Genomic DNA, 19,446 nt, shown 5'->3' on the forward strand with positions numbered 1-19,446 from the left:
ATGGGGGCGGGTCAATCGCGAGTCTACCGAAGCCGAACCGCCCATCGTTCATCCAACTCGTCTTGCGCCGGGCGCGGATGCGGCTAGTCTTGCGGGTCATGAATTTCCCGCTGCTGCCGCTATCGATTGCCTCTCTGTTTCTCCTGCCCGCCGGGGCGACCGACTGGCCGCGCTATCTCGGACCCGACGGGGAAGCGAAGGTGCCGGGCAGTCTGGCTGCCTCCTTGACGCCGAAAGTCGCGTGGAAAGCCGATGTCGGAAAGGGTTGTGGCGGATTTGCCATCGCCGGAGACCGCGCCGTCGTCGCCGGCAACCGGAACGACACCGACATCATCTGGTGCTTCGACAAAACCAGCGGCAAGGTGCTCTGGCAGTACGAGTATCCGGAGGACTTGAACCCGAAGCTCTACGCCGGGGGGCCGAACGTGACCCCGACCGTGGATGGGGACCGGGTCTACACCCTGAGCCGGACCGGCAACCTGTTCTGCCTGTCCCTCGCGGATGGGTCGGTGAAATGGCACCAGCACTACCAGACCGACTTCGGCGGCAAGGCGCCTTCATGGGGTTACTCGGCCGCTCCGGTGGTCCGGGGTGGCATGCTCTATTGCCTGCCTTGCGGGAAGGACGCCGCCGTCTATGTCCTCGACAAGATCACCGGCGAGGTGAAGAGCAAGTTCGGGGGAAGGACCAAGCCCGGCTACGCGGCTCCGATTTTCTTCGAATACCGGGGCAAGAGTGCCATGGGTGCCTTTCACGGGCGTGAGTTCGTCGCCTACGACTTGAGCAACGGCAAGGAGCTGTTCGACTTCCTGTGGCGCACCTCCTACGATGTGAATGCCAGCAATCCGCAGTTCCATGACAACAAGTTGTTCCTCGCCTCGGGCTACGGCATGGGCTACGTGGTGCTGGACCTTTCCACGGGTCAGCCGCAGGTGATGCACAAGGAGGAGGACACGCGGATGATCTTCCAGAACAGCATCCTGGCGGACGGCGACATCATCGGCGTCTTCGGCGACAAGAACATCGATGCCGAGCTGATCCGCATGGACATGGCGAGCGGGAAGATCCGCTGGCGCGCCCGGATGCCGGGCACCCGCGGCAGCTCGCTGATGGTCGGGGACTCGGTGGTCGTGTTGGCCGAAACCGGTGACCTGATCGTCGGACGTGCCGCCAAGGACGGCTGGAAGGAAAGCGGCCGGGCGAAGATCCTGAGTGGCAAGTGCTGGGCACCGGTGGCCTATGCCGACGGGCTGGTCTTCGCCAAGAGCAACGATGGCCAGGCCGCCGTGGTGGAGGTGAAGTAGGTCAGGATCAGACCATGCCGAGCATGCCCATCACGACCCAAACGGCGCAGGCAAAAGCGAAGATCAGCGCAAGGATGAAGAGCTTGATGCTCAGTTCGATCTGCGGTCGCGTCATGTCGGGAAGGTGGTATGCCTGGAGCCGGGAGGAGATCAATATCCAATATCCAACAAGGAATGGCCAATTTCCAAGGGCCTCGTGGTCGGTGCGGTTGGCGGACTCATCCACTGAACATTGGGCGTTCCTTGTTCGATATTGGTCACTGCTCAGGATTCTCCCGAACCGAAAAGCTCTCTCGGATCCAACGAGGCCTTTTCGACCTGCCACTGTCGGTCGACGTTGAGCCGCAGGCTGGCGAGGTGCTTCATCGGCCACTCGTCGGGGGCGATCATCGACAGCATCCGGCGGCCGCGCGACTCGTAGAGGTGGTAGGTTTCGCCCACGACCGGCTCGAAGGAGATCTCCGACTCATAGACGAGTTTGTTCCAGTTGAAGTGGTCGATGGCCTCGAGGTAGGTCTCGCGGAGTTGGACGAGCTTCTGCTGCAGGTCGCGCTCCACCTCGGAAATCCCGCGGGATTTGAAGGACGAGAGATCCGTCGGCACGATCCGGGGACTCAGGGTGGAGACCGGATAGGGCAGGTAGGCACTGGAAGGCTTTTCGTCCGTCATGATCACCTCCCTGACTCGTCCGGCAGCGCCGGAGGGGCAAACAAAAAAACCGGAAGGCCCTTGCCGAGCCTTCCGGTTGGATTGATGGGAGCGGGGCGATCAGGCGCCGCCAGCCTTCTGGGGAGCGACCAGCGTCGGGTTGGTGCTGGTGCCCCAGACGGTGTCGTCACCGGTCTGTTCCAGGGTCCGGCCACCACCGACGGTCACCTTGTTGTCCGTGCCGCGAATGGTCGGAGCCTCGGCGCTGTTGTCGAGGTTCAGGATCACGGCCTTGGCACCGTAGGGGTCGGGGTCGAATTCCCAAGTGGTTTGCGCATCCAGCAGCGGGGTCGCAAGCACCGGGCGGCCGGGGTTGCCGGAGGTGTTCTGTCCCACACCCTGGTCGAGCATGATGTAGCCGAAGCCGACTTCACCCGCTTCGAGGGCATCGTCGTTGTTGACGACGTTGTCCGGCTTCCGGGTGTAGGCGGTCCTCGTGTAGAAGATGTCCTCCGACTGGATGCCGTAAGCGATGAGCTGACGGAAGTAGTCATTGGACGTCGAGCCGGTCAGGGTGCCCTGATAGCCGGTGGCGTCGGACACAAGCTCTGCCGTGGCGTCGTCCGGGAACGAGCCGAACTCCTGGTCAAACTCAAGCAGGGCGAGGCCCATTTGCTTGGCGTTGTTGATCGCTTCCGTGCGAGCCGCCGCCTTTTGCTGGCGGAGGATCATGGGAGCCGAAAGGCCCGCGAGGGCCGCGATGATGACGATGACCACGAGAAGCTCCACCAAGGTGAAGCCGCGCAGTCGCGTTTTGTTGGTTTTCATGTGTTTTGTCTATGTTGCGCAGCCCCGGGATGCCGGCGCTGCTGTTTTTATGGATCCAGCGACAAAAGGCCGATGGATTCCACTAACGGTAGCCCGACTGTCGGGCCGCTCAAGAAGAAAGGTGTTCAGCCTCAGGGAAATAGGCTGTCGGGTAGCATCCGGAATTTCACTTCACTGAAACAAACTTCCGCTCAGGCCCGGAACCACTTCCAGATCGAGAGAACGATGATGGAGCCGACGGTGGCCGAGCCGATCGAGCGCAAGCCGGGGATCCAATTGCCGGGATCGGCGGGGGGCAGGTAACCGAACTTCCGGGCGATCCAGCCCCCGACAAGGGCACCGACGATCCCAAGCACGAGGGCCGAGACCCATCCTCCCTTTTCCTGACCCGGCAGGATCCAGCGGGCGAGTGCCCCTGCCACCAGTCCCAGCACGATCCATCCGGCGAAGTGTTCCATTCCTAGTACAATCGGCGAGTCCGGGCCGGGTTTCAGCTCTTTTCCTTCGGGCGAGCGATGATTTCGACTGGGAGATCGGTCGAGGGACGGCAAACTGCCGCCCATGCGCTGGGAGGATCTGCCCTGGATCGCCACCGCCTCGCGCCGGCGTCGCTGCTTGATCGGCGTCTCGGGCGGGGCGGATTCGGTGGCGCTCCTGCATGGGCTGGCGCGGAGGGGTTTCGGGAATTTGGTGGTGTGCCACTTGAATCATGGCCTGCGCGGTCGGTCGGCGGCGGCCGATGCCCGGTTTGTCGGGAACTTGGCGGCGCAGCTGGGTTTGGAATTCGAGCAGTCGCGGGTGGACGTGGCGGCGATGGCGGCCCGCGAGGGAATTTCGCCGGAAACGGCCGGGCGCCGGGCGAGGCATGCGTTTTTCGCCGACTGCGCCCGCCGCTGGCGCTGCCGGATCCTGCTGCTGGCCCACCATGCCGACGATCAGGCCGAGACGGTGCTGTGGAACCTCCTGCGTGGCAGCCGGGGGGCGAGTGGCATGAGGCTTGAGCAGAAGCTGGCCATGGGGGGGCTGGAGATGACCGTGTTTCGGCCCTTGCTGGGTGTCCGGCGGGAGGCGCTCCGGGACTGGCTGCGGTCCGAGAAACTGCGCTGGCGGGAGGACGCGACCAATGCGGAGAGCCACGTCGCCCGCAACCGCCTGCGCCACGAGGCCCTGCCGTTGCTTTCTGAAATTGCCCGCCGCGACGTCGTCGGGCCCCTGGTCAAGGCGGCGGATGCGGATGCGGAACTGCGGGCGGTGCAGGCGTGGGCGGTCGTGCAGGCGGGCGTGACGGATCCCCAGGGTCGCCTGCATGTGCCGAAGTTGCGGGAACTGCCGGAGGCGCTGCGCCGGGCCTGCGTGTTCGACCACCTGAAGCAGGCCGGGGTGGCGGACCTCGACCGTGCGGCGGTCGAACGGGTGCTCGGGATGCTGGCCGACGGAGGTCCGGCGAAAGTCATGCTGTCAGGCGGGAGGCTTGTGCGGCGGCGGCAGGGCAGGGTCTTTATTGAATCATGAGCATGAAAATCGATTGGATGGTGGCACTGGTGATGGGATTGACGCTCCCGGTGGCGGTGGCGGAATGGAAGCCGCTGTGGGAGGGTGATGCCCCCGGCGCGCCGCGGCCGCCGGCCGGGAGTGAGACCGAGGGCAAGGGCGGGCGCCTGAGCCACATCGAGCAGCCGCAGTATTTCCTCTATCCGGCACCGGCAAGTGGGCGGACGGGGCAGGGAGTGGTGATCCTGCCCGGCGGGGGCTACACGATCCTGGCGATGAACCACGAGGGCCACGACTACGCGAAGTGGCTCAACGAGCGTGGCATCAGCGCGATGGTGGTGAAGTACCGGGTCAGCGGCAACGACGGCTTCGGGTATGGCTATCCGGTTCCGTATCTCGATGCCCGGCGGGCGATCCGGACGATGCGCTCGATGGCCGGTGAGCTCGGTTTGGAAAAGGTCGGCGTGATGGGTTCGTCGGCGGGCGGTCATCTGGCGAGCGTGTGCGTCACGCGCTTCGCGGATACCTTCGAGGAGGAGGGCAAGGACGCCATCGACAAGCTCGCCTGCCGGCCGGACTTCGGAATTCTCGTGTATCCGGTGATCTCCATGGGGGACGTGGCGCATGGCGGATCGCGCCGCCGGCTGCTCGGGCCGGAGCCGTCGGCGGAGATGTTGGACAAGCTCTCGACCGAGAAGCAGGTCACCGGGAAGACCCCGCCGTGTTTCCTGGTGACCACCTCCGACGACGGGGTCGACTGCCGCAACAGCCTGCGCTTTGCCGAGGCCTGCAAGACGGCGGGCGTTCCGGTCGCCCTGCACGTATTCGAGACGGGCGGCCACGGCTACGGCCTCAAGGGCAAGGGGCCGGTATCGGCCTGGCCGTCGCTGCTCGAGGCGTGGCTGGAGCGCCGCAGGTAGGAGGAGCGCCGGTGATGAAACCGGCACGGCCTGCCCGTCAGGTTCCGCCCCGTCCCGACTGCTGCGGGTCACCCAGCGGCATCTCATGTGCCATGCCGATCGTATAATCGGCGCTCCTACCTTGCCAGTGCCGCGAGCACGGCCTTCTGGGCGTGGAGACGGTTCTCGGCCTGCTGGAAGATGCTCCCGGCGTGGGCCTCGAGGACCTCTTCGGTGATCTCCTTGCCGCGATAGGCCGGCAGGCAGTGAAGTACGATGTGACCCGTAGCCGCGGCCTTGAGCAGTTCACCGTTCACCTGGTAGGGTCCGAACGCCGCTTCCTTCTCGGCCTGGCCTTCCTGGCCCATGGAGAGCCAGACGTCGGTGTTGATCACGTGCGCGCCCTCGACCGCCTCGGCGGGATCCGGCGTGATCGTGATGTTCGGCGCGTTGAGCCTGGCGATGAACTGCGCGTCGGGCGAGTAGTCACCGGGGCAGGCGACGGCGAGGTCGAAGCCGAGGTGCTTGGCCGCCCACATCCACGAGATGGTCATGTTGGAGAAGCCGTCGCCGACGAAGGCGATGCGCTTGCCTTCCCAGCCGCCGAGCTTTTCACGAACGGTGAGCAGGTCGGCCAGGATCTGGCACGGATGCTCGTCGTCGGTGAGCGCATTGATCGTCGGGATGCCCGACATCTTGGCAAAGTCTTCCACGTCCTGCTGGGCGAAGGTCCGGATGATCGCGCCGTGGACCATTCGGCCGAGCACGCGGGCGGTGTCGATGATCGGTTCGCCGCGGCCGAGCTGGATGTCGTTGCCGGAGAGGAACATCGGCGAGCCGCCGAGTTCGCGGATGCCGACTTCGAAGGAGACGCGGGTCCGGGTCGATGACTTGGTGAAGATCATCGCCCAGGTCTGGCCGGCAAGCGGCTGCGTGGCGTGGGCGCCCCGCTCGGCCTTGAGCGCCGCGGCGGAGTCGATCAGACCGCCGATTTCTGCAGCGGTGAGGTGTTCGATGGTGAGAAGGTGTTTCATCTGCGGGGTTGGTGAGTGGTTTTGGCTCTTGGGGACGAGGGGGATGAGGGGCCGGGGGCCAAGCGATGTGGGGTCACGAGTTGGCTTGGCGACGTTCGAGGGCTTCGACCAGGCCATTGAGGAGACGGCCGACGGATGCGGTTTGCCCCAGGAGATGGTCATGGACGGCTTCCGGGATGTAGTCGTGACGGAATGCGAGCGTGATCTGCGTTTCGAGTTCGTTCAGAGAACCGCGGGCGATTCCGAGAAAGTGGAGATACTCGCCCGTGGTTCTCCGGCCATTGCCTTCGGCGATGTTGGAAGGGATGGATGTGGCGGAACGATTGATCTGAGAAGTGAGCACGAACATTTCGACCTTCGGAAACGAAAGAGCGACCGGATGGACTTCGACGGCCAAGTCCATTGCCTTCTGCCAGACAATGAGTTCGCGGTAGTGTTTGATCTTCATGGTTCAGTTCGATGGTGCGGTTCCAAGGGGCCGCATCTCGCTTGGCCCCCGACCCCTCAGTCCCCCGTCCCAGTGCTGGAATCGCCCAAGCGGTCCAGGACCGTGCGGAGGATCTCGAGCGCTTCGGAGACTTCGGCTTCGGACACGTTGAGGGGCGGGAGCAACCGCAGGGTTTCGGGGCCGGCGGGAGGGGCGAGGAGGCCGGCCTTGAGAAGCTCCGCCGAGAGATGGATGGCGGGGAGCTTGCCTTCGGGCGTGTCCATCTTCGCGACATCGAGACCGATGCCGACGAGCAGGCCGAGGCCGCGCGTTTCCGTGACTGCGGGGTGATTCCACGACGCGACGGTGTCGTGGATCTGGGCGGCCCGGGCGCGGACGTTGTCGATGAGGCCGGGGACTTCCCGCAGCACCGCCAGCGAGGCGGCACAGGCGAGCGGGCTGCCGCCGTAGGTGGTGCCGTGGCTGCCGGGACCCATGAGCGAAGAGAGGGAAGTCGAGGTCTCTTCCGAAGATGCCGGCTGAAGCCGGCGCTCCAAGGGTCGATCGCTGAGCCAGAAGGCACCGATGGGGAAGCCGCCGCCCATGCCCTTGGCCCAGCTGATGCCGTCGGGCTCGATCTCGGGCGCGATTTCCCGCCACGCCATCGGATCGCCGCAGCGGCCGAAGCCGACCTGCACCTCGTCGAGAAAGAGCAGGAGGTCGTGCTTGTCGCAGAGCGCCTTGGCACCCCGCAGGAATTCGGCCGTCGCCACGTGCACGCCACCCTCGCCCTGCACGGGCTCGAGCAGGATGGCGGCGGTCTCGGGCCGGATGGCGGCCGCGAGCGCGTCGAGATCGTTGAAGGGGAGGTGCCGGAATCCGGGCAGCATGGGGTCGAAGCCCTCCTTCACCTTGTCCTGGCCCGTGGCGTTGATGCCGCCGAGGGTCCGGCCGTGGAAGGAGCGGTTGAAGGTGAGCAGCTCGTAGCGCGGGGAGCCGTCGGGCTGCGGCCGGGCATGGCCGAACTTCCGCGCGGCCTTGATCAGGCCGTCGTTGGACTCGGCACCGGAGTTTGAAAAGAACACCTTTCCCGGAATCCGGACCAGGTCCTCGACGATCATCCGGGCGAGTTCCTCCTGCTGCGGGATGTGGTAGAGGTTGCAGCAGTGGATGAGGGTCGCGGCCTGTTCCTGGATGGCATCGACCAGCGGCTTCGGCGAATGTCCGAGCGCACACACGGCGATGCCCGAGCAGAAGTCGAGGTAGGCCTTGCCCCCGTCGTCCCACACGCGGGTGCCCTCACCACGGACAAGGGTCAGCGGGAAGCGGCCATAGGTTGGAAGAACGTAGGACATTTCAGATTTCAGATTTCAGATTGGAACTTGGAACTTGGAACTTCGGCACGCGGGGAAGGGCGGGGTTTAGGCTGATTTCTCGGGGATTTCAAGTCGTGGCCGTTTTTTCGAAGGGCATGCGGGAGGGTGCTGAAAGGACCTGCATGGTGGCGAAAAGCGTGAGCGCCGCCCCGCCGAGTTCGACCGCGCTGAAGCGTTCCCCGAAGAGCGCCCATCCGCCGATGGCGGTCACCAGCGGCAGCAGCATCTGGATGGAGGAACCCCGGGCGACCGAAAGGCTGCGGTAGGCGTGCGTCATGGCAAGTTGGGCGAGGGCGACCAGCACCGCCGCGAGCGTCATCAGCACCAGGGCCGGGGTCGGCAGCTGGAGCGTCGCTCCGGTGGCGGGGCCGACGGCGATCAACGCGCTGGCGAGGCACTGGGCCGAGTAGATGGTGGCGGTACTTTCGCTGTGGCGGAGCTGACGGATCATCACGACGACCGCCCCGGCGGCCACCGCGCCGACCAGTGCGAGCAGGTCGTAGGGGCCGATGGCGAAATCGACGCCACCCCCGAGAAAGACCAGCAGCCCGCCGAAGCCGGCGACCATCCACGCCCAGGCCCGGGCGGGCAGCGACTCGCCGAGAAACAGCGTCGCGAAGAGCGAGCCGAAGATCGGGTAGCTGAGGTTGATGATGACCGCCCGACCGGCGCCCAGTTCCACGACGGTGATGTAGAGGGCGAGGATGCCGAAGCCGCCGAGCAGCCCGCGCAGCATCAGCAGCCGGTGCTTGAACAGGTGGGACGGCCGGAAGCCTTTGCGGAAGAACAGGGCGACAACCGCCAGGCCGATCACGCCCCGGAACAGCGAAGCCACCCAGCCGTCGGCCGCGGGCACCGCGAGGCTCAGTCCGCGCACCAGCAGGGCGTTGACGGAAAAGAGCACGACGGAGCCGAGCATCAGGCCGATGCCGCTGCGTTCGGATGGGTGGAAGGTCATCGTTCGGGACGGGCTGCCTCGGGATGCCGGGAAAAGAAAAACCCGGCGGACCAGAGGCGCGCCGGGTGTGTCGGAATGAAGGTCAAATCACGTCACGCGGCGGCGGTCCCAAGCCAAATGGCGAGGGCGCGGAGCAGGCGACGCTTGCGGAACATGCGGGGGTAGGTAGCGGCCATGCGCCGGGATTGCAAGCTCTGGGGAGTGGCGCTTTGCAAGCGCCATGGCGGGGTGTGGCGATCTTCAGATCGCTGGGTGGGCGCCGATTGCTCTGGATAGGTTGTCCGAAACCTCGGCAGCGAGTCTCGTTCCGTACCCTTCGGAGGAGCCGCCCCCGTCCTTGCGGCTGGAAAGCCGCCCGGCCCCGGTATGGCGCTTCCCCCTTCGCCAAGGCTTCGGAGGACAGGTGCATAGCGCCACTCCCTAATCCACCGGCACCGCCCTCGGTGGGCGGGGTGGTGGCTCCTCGACCGGCACGGCGCGGGGCGGGTCGGGATTGACCGGGACGGCTTTCGGCGGCGGTGGCTCGACCTCCGGTGCCTCGGGGATGGGAACCGCCCTCGGAGGCGCGGGTTCCGGCTTCGGCGCAGGTTCCGGCTTCGGCTCGGGAGCGGGCGGCTGGGGAACGGGCTGCGGTGGATTGACCAGCACCGGCTCATCCTTCGGCGGCAGCGTCCGGCGCATCTTGATCTCGACCCGGCGGTTCGGCGATTGGACGTCGACGTCGCCACTGCTGACGATCGGCTTGGTCTTGCCGTAGCCGCGGGTGATGATCTTGTCGGCGGGGAGGGCGAGCGAGGCGGTCAGGTAGTCCTTCACCGATTTCGCCCGGCGTTTTGAAAGGTCGAGGTTGAAGGCATCGCCGCCGAAGAGGTCGGTGTGGCCCTCGATCCAGCAGTAGAGGCCCGGGTTGCGCTCGATCAGCAGCGCCAGCTTCATCAGGCCGACCCGGGCGCTCTCCCGCAGCTCGGCGCTGTTGTATTCGAAGAGCAGGTCGCTCGGCAGCATGGTCTTCTTGCCGACGAGCACGTTCTCGGGCAGGCCGACGAGGTCATCGAGGGTCACGACACCGTCGAGCGTTCCCTTGGGCGCGCCGTCCTCGACACCCTTGCGGAGAATTTCCTCGGTGAAGGCATCGAGCGCCGGGTCGTCGGCCGAGACGTCGCCGGGATCGACGATCACCTGTCCCTCGGCGGCGAGTGGCAGCGGGTCCTCGGTGCGGCCGAGTTCGGGCAGTTCGGTATCGAGATTGAAGTCCGCGGCGATGTCCGTGTCGAGGGCCTCGGGTCGGCCGTCGGCGACCGGCTGCTGCGGTTGGATCGCAAACTCCGGATCGATCACCTCCGGCGAGATGTCGAGTTCGTGGTCTTCCGGGAGGGAGGCCAGGACGTCGATTTCCTCGAGCAGGCTGGCGGTATTTTCGACCTCGACCGGTTGCGGTTCCGGGGCCAGTTCGTCCATCTGGGGCGGCAGGACCTCGACCTGGTCGAGCTGGATGGGCTGGGTGCGCAGGATTTCCGCCTCCTGGAAGCCGAGCGCGACCTTGATGTGGCCGAGGGCGAAAAAAGCGAGGACGTGGAGGACGATGGCCGCCAGCAGCGAGACCACGATCCACCAGCCCAGTCGGTCCGGACCCGGAAGGTGGGTCGGGCCCTCGTCGCGCATGTCGCTCCATGTATAGCCGTTGGCCACGGCACTATTATGGCGCAGGGACCGAACTGTGACAATCCATGGGTTTTTCCGTTGGCTCGGGCTTGATATTGGCATTCGCGCTGCTAATCCGCGCTCCGCAACCGAAACACACTCATGCCCGCCAAGAAGAAGAGCACGAAGAAAGCCGCGAAGACTGCGAAAAAGGCCACGAAAAAGGTGGCCCGCAAGGCGGCGAAGAAAGTGACGAAAAAGACCGCCCGCAAGGTGGCGAAGAAAACGACGGCCAAGGCCGCGCGCCCGGCCCCCAGCATCGAGGAGCTCGAGGTGGCCGCCTTCTACATCTACCTGCGCCGCTGCGAGCAGGGAATCCCCGGCACGTCCGAGGACGACTGGGCGGCGGCGGTGGCCCAGTTTGCGGCCTGAGCGGATTTGCCCTTTCGCGCGGGCGGCGGTCTGGTCACAGTCGCCCGCGTGAGTGCAACCACCCTCGGCCTCGGCCTTGCCGGACTCGGAACCGTCGGTTCCGGGGTCGTTCTGACGCTGCAGCGCAACGCCCAGTTGATCACCGACCGGACCTCCGGGCTTGTCCGCTTCGAGGTCGCCCGCGTGCTGGTGCGTGACGCCGCGAAACAACGGGCGGTGGCGGTGGATGAGGGCAAGCTGACGACCGATTGGCGCGAACTGGTCGACGACCCCGCGGTGCACATCGTCGTCGAGCTGATCGGTGGCACGGACTCGGCCTTCGACATCGTCGCGGCGGCATTGAAGGCCGGGAAGCCGGTCGTCACCGGCAACAAGGCGCTGCTGGCCGAGCGTGGCACCGAGTTGTTCGCGCTGTCCCGCGAGCACCGGACTCCCATCCATTTCGAAGCCGCGGTCGCCGGGGGAATTCCGATCATCAAGACCGTCCAGGAGTCCTTCGTCGGCAACCGCATCCACTCGATGAGCGGGATCATCAACGGCACGTCGAACTACATCCTCGAGCGGATGACGACCGGCGGGCTGGATTTCACCACCGCCCTGGCCGAGGCCCAGCAACTGGGCTATGCCGAGGCCGATCCGGCGCTGGATGTGAACGGCTGGGATGCCGCGCACAAGGCGATCCTGCTGGCCACGCTGGCCTACGGATTCGCCATCGACCCGGCGAAGGTCCATGTCGCCGGCATCGAGCAGGTGCGCCCGATCGACATCGAGTTCGCGACGCGGCTCGGCTACGTGGTCAAGCTGCTGGCGGTGGTGCGCGAGCATCCGGACGGAGCGGTCGAGTGCCGGGTGCAGCCTTCCTTCATCGCCAAGACCCACATCCTCGCGAGCGTGAACGGGGTCTTCAACGCCGTGGCGGTGCACGGGGATTCGGCGGGCGAGTCGCTCTTCTACGGGCGCGGTGCCGGCCAGGACCCGACCGCGTCGTCGGTGGTCGCCGATTTGGTGGAGGCCGCGCGCTCGCTGCAGGGCCAGGCCGGGCATCGAGGGTTCCTGCCGTATCGCGAGGAGGGCCGCCTGCTTCCGGTGGAGGAAACCCGCACGGCCTACTACGTGCGCTTCGACGTGACCGACCGGCCGGGGGTCATCGCCGAGATTGCCACGGTCCTGGCCGACGCCGGGATCGGGATTTCCGGCACCCATTCGCCGGTGAATCCCGAGAGTCCCGACGAGGATTTCGTCGACATGGTCTTCCAGCTTCACAGCTGCTCCTTCGGGCTGCTGCAGGAAACCCTTGCGGCGATCGAAAGGCTCGACTGTGTCAACAGCTCGCCGGTCGTGTTCCGGATCGAGCAACTGTGACGTGACGGTCGGCTTGCTGCGGCACCTTGCCTGGTGTGGAATGGAAGCGTGGCTTCCACCATTCGTTTTGGAGCGATCCTTCTCGGGGTCTTCCTGGTTGTGTTCATTGCTCTCGGAATCGACCCGCTGAGGCGGGACGACTGGCTCTTGGAGAACGTGCTCGTCTTCATCGCGGTTCCGGTGCTGGTGTTCACGGCCCGCCGCTTTCCGTTTTCGAGGATCTCTTATGCGGGCTTCTTCGTGTTCCTCTGCATTCACGAGATCGGGGCCCACTACTCGTATTCCAACGTGCCCTATGGCGAGTGGCTGGGCATCGAGATCGGCGACCGCAACCACTACGACCGCCTGGTGCATTTCCTCTACGGCTTGCTGATTGCCTATCCGATGCGCGAGGTTTTCCTGCGCATTGCCGACGCCAGGGGGTTCTGGGGTTATTTCCTGCCGCTGGATCTGGTGCTTTCGACCTCGATGATCTACGAGTTGATCGAATGGGCGGCGGCCAGCGTGTTCGGGGGCGATCTGGGTCAGGCCTATCTCGGATCCCAGGGCGATGTCTGGGACGCCCACAAGGACATGGCGCTGGCGGGAGTGGGGGCCGTGATCGCGATGAGCCTGGCGGCCTTGGTCAACATGTGCTGCCAACGCGATTTCGCCCGGGAGTTCCGCGACAGCCTGAGGGTCAAGCATCCGGAGCCTGTCGAGTAGGGCTGCAACTCCGTGCAATTTCTTCGCTTCGCTTTCACGCGTACGTAGTCCCCCCTTCAAGGGTGCGGAGCCTCGGTTGTGCGTTGGACCCCCGGAGGAACTGCGTACCACACGGGCGGCCGCTTCCTCGTTGGAAGCGGGGGTTCACGGAATGAGGTTGCGCCGGATCATTTCCGGAGTTCGTTCGATGCGTGAAACGACTTCTGATTCCCTTCGCCGGCCTGCTGGCTTCTTGCAGCCTGCCAGCCGACGAGGCACCTGCGGATACTCCGAGCTACGTCGACGAGGCACCGCTGCCCGAAGGGTGGCCGCAGCCGGGTCCCTACAACGAGGTGGCGGAGAAGCATTACCCTGCCTACCGCGCCGCCTTCACCGGGGGGAAGGGCGAGCGTGGTTCGTTCTGGACGCTGTTCCGCCACATCAAGAAGAACGACATCCCGATGACCGCTCCCGTCGAGATGCCGATGGCCGACCGCGACGGCCAGCTCGACGAGGTCGGGATGGGCTTTCTCTACCAGAACACGTCGGTCGATCCGAAGGAAGTCGATGCCGGCAAGGTCGAGATCCGCGACGTGGCCGCGGCCAGGGTCCTCAGCTACGCGTGGCAGGGAAGCGACTCGAAGAAGAATGTCGCCGCTGCCCGCAGCGCGCTTGAAGCGGAGTTGGAGAAGCGGGGTGTCGAGGGTGCGGAATTCCGAATCCTCGGCTACAACGGACCGGGAACGCCCCGGGCGAAGCAGACCTGGGAACTCCAGGCCCTTCTCGACTGATCCACCCTACTGCCGCTGCATGCCGGGCGGCAGCCAGTCCTTTTCCATCGGCTGGATCGCTGGGCCGTCATTGGCGGCGGGCGACCCGGCGGGGCCGGCTTCGACTTGTCCCGACACCGAGGTGGTGTGGGGCACGATCTTGGCCCGGACATGAGCTTCCGGCATGTCGCCGGTGAAGCGGTCGACCTGGGTGCCGTTGACGAAGATCCGAACATCCGGGATCCCCGAAACCCCGAAGCGGGCGGCGGCGGCGTTGGCCTGATCGACATCGACCTTGCCCAGCGCCACCTTGTCGCCGAATTCGGCGGCGATCTTCTCGAGCTTCGGGGCGAGTGTCTTGCACGGGCCGCACCAGGTGGCGTGGAAGTCGAGGACGACCACCTGGTTGCGGCGGTTGACGAAGGCATCGATCTCGCCTTCGGCGAGGTCCGTGGCGTGGAGGGACAGGGTTTCGATGGATTCCGAGCCGCTGCCGGAGCCGGAAAGCTTGTCTTTCAATGGGTCGCAGCCCGCGAAGGCCAGCGGCAGGAGGATCAGGAGGCTTCGTTTCATGGCTGCTCGGGTGGGTTTGCCGGCGGCTTGGCCCCGGGAGCGCGCTGGAGCCCGGGAACGATTTCACCGCCACCCGCCGGCTGCACGCCTGGCACCGGGTCCGCGGGTTGGACGTTGAGAATCCGGTCGCCCGCCCCCGCACGCTTCAGGCCGTCGACATCGGGCAGCCAACCGGGCCCGAAGCGCTTCACGAGCCCGGCCAGGTAGCGCTCGATGGTCGCCTCGACCTTGGGACGGTCGGCCGGCCCCTTGAGGGTGCCGAGCTTGTAGCCGGCGGCGTAGAAATCCATCTGGCCGGTGAATTCCTCGAAATCGACCCCTTGGGCGGCGGCCATGTCCTCGTGTTTCTCCACGTCGAGTTCCGCGTACGCGACCTTTTTGCCGTAAGTCTGCTCTTCCTGAAGCTGTTCGAGGATCTCCTGCAGCTTTTCGGAGTCCGGATTGCCGTCCATCATCATGTGGATGACGGTCAACCGGTGTTCCGCGGAGATGGCTTCGCGGAAGCTGTCGGGGTCGACTTGTTCGAGCTGGGATTCTTCCTTCTTGTCGCCAAAGCCGAAGGCTTGGATCGCCGGAATGTCCACGAAGATGCCGGCAAGCACCCCGAGGGTGATCATCCCCAGCAGAACCAGCCGCCGGATCCAGTTGGCTCGAGCCTGATCATCCACAGCGGCCAGACCATACCAATCCGGACGGGAACGAAAAGATTTGTTTCGGCTATCCGAAACAACTGTGCGAGCTGCCGTGGAGCGGCCCTATTCGCCGTCGGCGGTCGCCTTGATGTCGCTCAGGGCCGCGATGAAGTCGCCAAGGATTTCCGCCGGAACCATGATGGTGTCCCGGTTGCCGCTGACGTCTTCGGTAATCTTGACCACCTTGCCACGGGCGTTTTCCTTCAGATCGAGGAAGAACGTCTTGCGATCCGCGAGGATCTTCTCGGTGTGAAGCAAATCGTTGTTATCCACCTTCTCTCCTTTCCATTGAAACCGATTTGAGAATCCCCGGCATCTCCTGAAAGTCAAGCAAGCTCTGGTGCCGCTTCTTGCCTCACGCCTCTGGCGGTCCCACGCTCCGGGCATGGAACTCGATCTCCTTGGCCATCACGCCGACCGTGCCTACCCGATTCTTTCGAGCCTGATCACGCCTCGCCCGATTGCCTGGGTGAGCACGCTGAATGACGATGGATCGGTGAATCTCGCCCCCTTTTCCTACTTCAATGTCTTCGGCTCCCGGCCTCCCTTGGTGATTTTCGCGCCGGGAAACCGACCCGACGGCTCGCCGAAGGACTCGGCCCGGAATGCCGAGCAGACCGGTGAGTTCACCGTCAATCTGGTCGCCCCCGACCAAACGGAGACCATGGTCGCCACGGCGGAAAGCCTGCCGCCGGGCGAGAGCGAGGTCGAAAAGCTGGGCCTCTCGACGGTGCCCTCCTCGGTGGTCGCGCCACCGCGCCTGGCGGACGCACCCGCCGCGCTGGAGTGCCGAGTCCACTCGGTCCAGCGGATCGGCCAGAACCGCATCGTGCTGGGAATCGTCCATCGGGTGCACGTGGATGACGGGATCATCGACCCGGAGAGCCTGCGGATCCGGCAGGACCGCCACACGCCGCCCGGCCGGATGGGCTCGCCCGACTGGTACTGCCGCACCGACGGACTCTTCGAGCTGCCGCGACCCGAGTGACGGAGATTTTTCCAGCCAACCGACCGGTGCTCTACCTGGCACCGATGCAGGACGTCACCGACCTCACCTTCATGCGGGTGCTGGCCGGTTACGGGGGGGCGGATGTGTACGTGACCGAGTATTTCCGGGTCCATGTGGCGTCGCGGCCCGACCCCTGGATTCTCCGGTCGATCGACGAGAACCCGACGGGGCGCCCGGTGTTCGCCCAGATGATCGGTCAGGATCTCGACGCGCTCGTGCGGACGGCACGTGAGCTGGAACGGCACCCGGTGGCCGGCATCGACCTGAACCTCGGCTGCCCGGCGCCGGTGGTCTGCAGAAAGGAGGCCGGCGGGGGCTTGCTGCGGAATCTGCCCAAGGTCGATCGCATCCTCGGCACGCTGCGCGAGGCGATCGCGGGGCGCTTCACGGTGAAGACCCGGGTCGGTTACCACTCGCCCGATGAATTTCCGGCGCTGCTCGAGATCTTCCGCAAGCATTCGATCGACATGCTGGCCATCCACGGGCGGACGGTGGTCGAGCGCTACCAGACGCCGGTCCATCCCGAGCGCATCCGTGAGGCGGTCGCGGCGATGCCTTGCCCGGTGGTCGCGAATGGAAACGTCGTCGACGTCCCGACCGGTCTCGCCCTGCACGAGCAGACCGGGGCGGCGGGGCTGATGATCGGGCGGGGAGCGATCCGCAATCCGTGGCTTTTCGATCAGCTGCGGGCTGCCTTTGCCGGAAGGGACGGCCTGGTCCCGAGCTGCCGCGACTTGCTCGGCTACGTCCGGCGCCTCTACGAGGAGATCGCGCGCGACACCGGAAACTTCGACCCGCTGGGTCACGTCCAGCGGATGAAGAAGACCATGGTCTTCGTCACCCAGGGGCACGATCCTGACTTCGAGCACCGGCTCCGCCGGGCGAAGAAGCCGGAGGAATTCGATGCCATCTGCGCGGCCTTTCTCGATCGCGACGATTCCATGCCGCTCCGCCCGAACGAAAACTCGCGACTGTTCTGCGGATTTTCGGAGTTGGCATGAGTCCGAAGCGGGATCAATCGCCGAGGAACAGACATTCCCGCTCTCTGCGTTTCATCCTGCGAATCCATCGTGAACATGCGCGCCTCACACGCCAGTGGCCCAGGGTGCCCTTGATCGCACACCAGCGATGAACACGTCGCCGGATCTTGCTTGCAGATCGGATCTCCACCTCTGCCAACCACAGGCGCTGCCCGTCGGCATGGAAGCCGGCCCCGACCCACTCTTGGCCCTTGGAACTTCTCACTTGGCACTTACGGCCTTGTGGCTGCCGTCGCACAGCGGCGGGTTCTTGGTGTGCTTGCACTGGCACCACCAGACCATGGTCTTTTCCTTCACCTCGAAGCGGACCGGCTGCAGGCCGGTGCCCTTGTGGCTGCCATCGCAGTAGGGTTGGCTCGACGAGCGCCCGCAGGAGCACCAGAAATGAACGCCCGGCTCGACTTCGAGCCCCAGGGGTTTGGTATCGCAGACAATCGGATCTTCGGCCATGTCCGGCAGACTATCGTGTCCCGGCGCGGAGGCCAGCCTGCAATTGGGCGAAGATCAATCCGCGAGGGCGATCTCGGTCGGCATCTCTCCGTCGGTCCCGAGCAGGGCGGGGGTCTCCGGAGCTTCCGGCTCGGCCTCGGCGGAGAGCGGCATCGAACCCTTGCCAAGGCGCGGATACCCTTCGTGAGGCACTTCGCGGACGTAGGTCACGGCCAACCAGGCCGCAAAAAATGCGGCCGAACCCGTTACAAAAAGGCGAATCTTCATCTCATCTGGCGGAGGCCCGTTGGGGTTTCCGTTAGGTTGGGACGCGCGGACCATCGCCCGACTTCATCGAAAAATGCAAGAAATTTACCGCTTTTCCGGCGCAGCCCGGATCAGTCCCTCCCCGCTCTATCAGCGTCCCAGCACCACGGGACCGCTTAGATTTCCGAAGCGATCCGCGGCACTGGCCGAAATGGCGTCGGGCAGGCCCCGCGCCGGATTCAGCGAGACGTCGCGGTGTCCCTTCGGAAGCACCGCCAGCATGTGCCATTTGTCGCCGTAGCGGCCCATCACCGCAAGCTTGTGGGTGCCGGAGTCGCCCGGGCGCCAGCCGATCCGCAGACTACGGCCCTCGCCGCGGGCCTCGATGGACGGCCGGGCGACCTCGCGTTTCCCCATCCACGGCATCGGCGGCACCAGCGCCGGGGTCGAGTAGGCGCCGCGCGAAAGTGCCGTCGAGATGCCGTCGCGGTTCTCCATCAGCGACTTCACGCTCCAGTGGATGTGGCCGACGTAGTTGCGGTCGATCGAGCGGCTCAGGCCGACCTGTTTGAGAATCTCGGAGGCCGGGCGTCCGGGGTCGTCGGAGCTCTTGATCCTCGAAGTTGCAATCCCCGGCCAGACCGGGCGACGTCCCTGCTGCCGCCACCATTCCAGCAGTGCGGAAAAGCTCTGCTTGCGTGGCTGGTCGCGCCAGTAGAGCTGAGGCGCGAGGTAGTCGACCCAGCCATTGGCCAGCCACTTGCGGGCGTCGCAGCCGAGATCCTCGTAGGCATCAAGCCCGGCCTCGATGCCGCTCGGCACGCCCGGGCGCCAGATGCCGAAGGGCGAGATCCCGACCCGCACCCACGGTTTGGTCGCCTTCACTTGGTCGTAGAGGCTTTTCACGAAGCGATCGACGATGGCGCGCCGCTGCGCCGGCGAGCGGCCGTCGGGGAAGGTCTTCCCATCCTTCGGGTAGGGGTAGAAATAGTCGTCGAGATGCACGCCATCGACGTCGTAGCGTCGGACCACATCGAGGATCGCCGCCAGAGCCCGGCTCGAAGTCTCGGGATGGCCGGGGTCGCACCACACCCCACCGCCATAGCGCTTGGTGATGTGCGGAGCCGAGCGGGTCACGTGGTCGCGCGAGGCCGGGTGGGCGGCGTTGGAAAGCGCGCGGTAGGGGTTGAACCAGGCGTGGACCTCGATGCCGCGCTTGTGGGCCTCGTCGATGCAGAACTGCAGCGGGTCGTAGCCGGGAGAGTTGCCCATCGTGCCGCTCAGCCAGTGGCTCCACGGTTCGCGGCTGGAGCGATAGACCGCATCGGCATGCGGCCGGACCTGCAGCAGGATCGCGTTCATGTTGAGCGACGCCATCCGGTCGAGGATCCGGGTGAGTTCCGCCTGCTGCGCCGAGGCGCTCAGCCCCTTGCGGCTGGGCCAGTCGATGTTGTGCACCACCGCCACCCACGCCCCGCGGAACTCCTTGGCGGGGATCGGCGGCTTTTCCCGGACCGGCCGGTAGGTCTGGGCGAGAAGGGGAGCCGTGAGGAGCAGCAGGCACAGCAGGAGTCTCATGGCA

23 protein-coding genes are annotated in these 19,446 nt (G+C 65.5%); 9 read left to right on the forward strand and 14 right to left on the reverse strand.

Annotated features, from left to right (window positions below):
• Positions 1 to 98 precede the first annotated feature (98 nt).
• Positions 99 to 1,304, forward strand: a complete 1,206-nt coding sequence (locus tag ACG2LG_RS15880) for a PQQ-binding-like beta-propeller repeat protein (protein ID WP_396260596.1) — start codon at positions 99 to 101, stop codon at positions 1,302 to 1,304.
• A 264-nt stretch (positions 1,305 to 1,568) separates the two neighbouring features.
• Here the strand turns inward: ACG2LG_RS15880 and ACG2LG_RS15885 are convergent, their stop codons facing one another.
• The 3 genes from ACG2LG_RS15885 to ACG2LG_RS15895 all read right to left on the reverse strand — a co-directional run bounded on the left by ACG2LG_RS15885 (position 1,569) and on the right by ACG2LG_RS15895 (position 3,238).
• Complete coding sequence (locus ACG2LG_RS15885) at positions 1,569 to 1,973, reverse strand: DUF2452 domain-containing protein (RefSeq protein WP_396260598.1); 405 nt, start codon at positions 1,971 to 1,973, stop codon at positions 1,569 to 1,571.
• A gap of 99 nt (positions 1,974 to 2,072) precedes the next feature.
• Entirely contained in the window at positions 2,073 to 2,780 is a 708-nt protein-coding gene (locus ACG2LG_RS15890) for a type II secretion system protein (RefSeq protein ID WP_396260600.1), read from the reverse strand.
• A gap of 191 nt (positions 2,781 to 2,971) precedes the next feature.
• Complete coding sequence (locus ACG2LG_RS15895) at positions 2,972 to 3,238, reverse strand: GlsB/YeaQ/YmgE family stress response membrane protein (protein WP_396260601.1); 267 nt, start codon at positions 3,236 to 3,238, stop codon at positions 2,972 to 2,974.
• A gap of 103 nt (positions 3,239 to 3,341) precedes the next feature.
• Here ACG2LG_RS15895 and tilS point away from each other — a divergent pair, with 103 nt between their 5' ends.
• Together tilS and ACG2LG_RS15905 are read left to right on the forward strand one after the other, a co-directional pair.
• A complete protein-coding gene (gene tilS / locus ACG2LG_RS15900) occupies positions 3,342 to 4,292 on the forward strand; it encodes a tRNA lysidine(34) synthetase TilS (protein ID WP_396260603.1) in 951 nt (316 codons plus the stop codon).
• Positions 4,293 to 4,294: 2 nt separating this feature from the next.
• Positions 4,295 to 5,191 carry an alpha/beta hydrolase gene (locus tag ACG2LG_RS15905; RefSeq protein WP_396260605.1) on the forward strand — a complete coding sequence of 299 codons (897 nt, stop codon included), beginning with the start codon at positions 4,295 to 4,297 and terminating at the stop codon, positions 5,189 to 5,191.
• Positions 5,192 to 5,307: 116 nt separating this feature from the next.
• Here the strand turns inward: ACG2LG_RS15905 and argF are convergent, their stop codons facing one another.
• The 5 genes from argF to ACG2LG_RS15930 form a co-directional block, all read right to left on the reverse strand.
• On the reverse strand, positions 5,308 to 6,204 hold the full coding sequence (gene argF / locus ACG2LG_RS15910) for an ornithine carbamoyltransferase (RefSeq protein WP_396260607.1): 897 nt from the start codon (positions 6,202 to 6,204) through the stop codon (positions 5,308 to 5,310).
• A 73-nt stretch (positions 6,205 to 6,277) separates the two neighbouring features.
• Complete coding sequence (locus tag ACG2LG_RS15915; RefSeq protein WP_396260609.1) at positions 6,278 to 6,652, reverse strand: four helix bundle protein; 375 nt, start codon at positions 6,650 to 6,652, stop codon at positions 6,278 to 6,280.
• Positions 6,653 to 6,708: 56 nt separating this feature from the next.
• Positions 6,709 to 7,986, reverse strand: coding sequence for an aspartate aminotransferase family protein (locus ACG2LG_RS15920; RefSeq protein ID WP_396260611.1), 1,278 nt, complete (start codon positions 7,984 to 7,986; stop codon positions 6,709 to 6,711).
• Positions 7,987 to 8,074: 88 nt separating this feature from the next.
• Complete coding sequence (locus ACG2LG_RS15925) at positions 8,075 to 8,965, reverse strand: DMT family transporter (protein WP_396260613.1); 891 nt, start codon at positions 8,963 to 8,965, stop codon at positions 8,075 to 8,077.
• 420 nt (positions 8,966 to 9,385) lie between these two features.
• The gene (locus ACG2LG_RS15930; RefSeq protein ID WP_396260615.1) at positions 9,386 to 10,654 is read right to left on the reverse strand and encodes an OmpA family protein; all 1,269 of its coding nucleotides are present in this window, start codon (positions 10,652 to 10,654) and stop codon (positions 9,386 to 9,388) included.
• 114 nt (positions 10,655 to 10,768) lie between these two features.
• Between ACG2LG_RS15930 and ACG2LG_RS15935 the strand changes: the two genes are divergently transcribed.
• The 4 genes from ACG2LG_RS15935 to ACG2LG_RS15950 all read left to right on the forward strand — a co-directional run bounded on the left by ACG2LG_RS15935 (position 10,769) and on the right by ACG2LG_RS15950 (position 13,875).
• Complete coding sequence (locus ACG2LG_RS15935; protein ID WP_396260617.1) at positions 10,769 to 11,038, forward strand: hypothetical protein; 270 nt, start codon at positions 10,769 to 10,771, stop codon at positions 11,036 to 11,038.
• 48 nt (positions 11,039 to 11,086) lie between these two features.
• Entirely contained in the window at positions 11,087 to 12,400 is a 1,314-nt protein-coding gene (locus ACG2LG_RS15940; RefSeq protein ID WP_396260619.1) for a homoserine dehydrogenase, read from the forward strand.
• A gap of 48 nt (positions 12,401 to 12,448) precedes the next feature.
• Positions 12,449 to 13,105, forward strand: a complete 657-nt coding sequence (locus tag ACG2LG_RS15945) for a DUF2238 domain-containing protein (RefSeq protein ID WP_396260621.1) — start codon at positions 12,449 to 12,451, stop codon at positions 13,103 to 13,105.
• 191 nt (positions 13,106 to 13,296) lie between these two features.
• Positions 13,297 to 13,875 (forward strand): heme-binding protein, encoded by a 579-nt coding sequence (locus tag ACG2LG_RS15950; protein ID WP_396260623.1) that lies wholly within the window; start codon positions 13,297 to 13,299, stop codon positions 13,873 to 13,875.
• A 6-nt stretch (positions 13,876 to 13,881) separates the two neighbouring features.
• Here the strand turns inward: ACG2LG_RS15950 and ACG2LG_RS15955 are convergent, their stop codons facing one another.
• From ACG2LG_RS15955 to ACG2LG_RS15965, 3 genes are all read right to left on the reverse strand, one after another.
• On the reverse strand, positions 13,882 to 14,427 hold the full coding sequence (locus ACG2LG_RS15955) for a thioredoxin family protein (protein WP_396260625.1): 546 nt from the start codon (positions 14,425 to 14,427) through the stop codon (positions 13,882 to 13,884).
• Positions 14,424 to 15,044, reverse strand: a complete 621-nt coding sequence (locus tag ACG2LG_RS15960) for a hypothetical protein (protein WP_396260627.1) — start codon at positions 15,042 to 15,044, stop codon at positions 14,424 to 14,426. The genes ACG2LG_RS15955 and ACG2LG_RS15960 overlap by 4 nt, the downstream gene beginning before the upstream one ends.
• Before the next feature lie 138 nt (positions 15,045 to 15,182).
• Positions 15,183 to 15,392, reverse strand: a complete 210-nt coding sequence (locus tag ACG2LG_RS15965; protein WP_396260628.1) for an RNA-binding protein — start codon at positions 15,390 to 15,392, stop codon at positions 15,183 to 15,185.
• 112 nt (positions 15,393 to 15,504) lie between these two features.
• Between ACG2LG_RS15965 and ACG2LG_RS15970 the strand changes: the two genes are divergently transcribed.
• Positions 15,505 to 16,107 (forward strand): flavin reductase family protein, encoded by a 603-nt coding sequence (locus ACG2LG_RS15970; RefSeq protein WP_396260630.1) that lies wholly within the window; start codon positions 15,505 to 15,507, stop codon positions 16,105 to 16,107.
• Complete coding sequence (locus ACG2LG_RS15975) at positions 16,104 to 17,129, forward strand: tRNA dihydrouridine synthase (protein WP_396260632.1); 1,026 nt, start codon at positions 16,104 to 16,106, stop codon at positions 17,127 to 17,129. The genes ACG2LG_RS15970 and ACG2LG_RS15975 overlap by 4 nt, the downstream gene beginning before the upstream one ends.
• A gap of 240 nt (positions 17,130 to 17,369) precedes the next feature.
• Here the strand turns inward: ACG2LG_RS15975 and ACG2LG_RS15980 are convergent, their stop codons facing one another.
• The 3 genes from ACG2LG_RS15980 to ACG2LG_RS15990 all read right to left on the reverse strand — a co-directional run bounded on the left by ACG2LG_RS15980 (position 17,370) and on the right by ACG2LG_RS15990 (position 19,442).
• Positions 17,370 to 17,618: a CDGSH iron-sulfur domain-containing protein gene (locus tag ACG2LG_RS15980; protein WP_396260633.1), complete on the reverse strand. Its 249-nt coding sequence runs from the start codon at positions 17,616 to 17,618 to the stop codon at positions 17,370 to 17,372.
• 54 nt (positions 17,619 to 17,672) lie between these two features.
• Positions 17,673 to 17,885, reverse strand: a complete 213-nt coding sequence (locus ACG2LG_RS15985) for a hypothetical protein (protein WP_396260635.1) — start codon at positions 17,883 to 17,885, stop codon at positions 17,673 to 17,675.
• Positions 17,886 to 18,014: 129 nt separating this feature from the next.
• Positions 18,015 to 19,442 carry a glycoside hydrolase family 10 protein gene (locus ACG2LG_RS15990; RefSeq protein WP_396260637.1) on the reverse strand — a complete coding sequence of 476 codons (1,428 nt, stop codon included), beginning with the start codon at positions 19,440 to 19,442 and terminating at the stop codon, positions 18,015 to 18,017.
• Positions 19,443 to 19,446 lie beyond the last annotated feature (4 nt).

Origin of the sequence: Haloferula sp. A504 (assembly GCF_044385805.1) — a bacterium.
Lineage (GTDB): Bacteria > Verrucomicrobiota > Verrucomicrobiia > Verrucomicrobiales > Akkermansiaceae > Haloferula.